Here is a 255-nt window from a genome sequence, read left to right on the forward strand (position 1 = left end):
AAAGCCGCAATTGAGGGTCTGCGCCACTGATAGAGAAATCGTCCCCGATTTGATCCTGGGCCTGATCGGCTATGCGTGTCAGAATGTCATTGACGGTTTGAACAGTCTCATCTGGAATTTCTGTATCCTGAGCAATCACTTGCAGTACAGAACCTGTGACGGAAAACTGAACATCGGCCTGGGCAATTCCATAGGCCGAAAAGACCGATGCATAGGGCGGAATAACGATTTTCTTCGCCCCGATCTCTGCGCCGT

General features: G+C 50.6%; 1 protein-coding gene. It reads right to left on the reverse strand.

The genetic code is table 11. From position 1 onward, the window contains the following. Positions 1 to 255 (reverse strand): hypothetical protein (locus ACOSDR_RS20340; RefSeq protein WP_420732365.1); only part of this gene is annotated, 255 nt, incomplete at both ends.

It is taken from the genome of Hwanghaeella sp. 1Z406 (assembly GCF_048892425.1).
GTDB lineage: Bacteria > Pseudomonadota > Alphaproteobacteria > UBA8366 > Aestuariispiraceae > Pacificispira.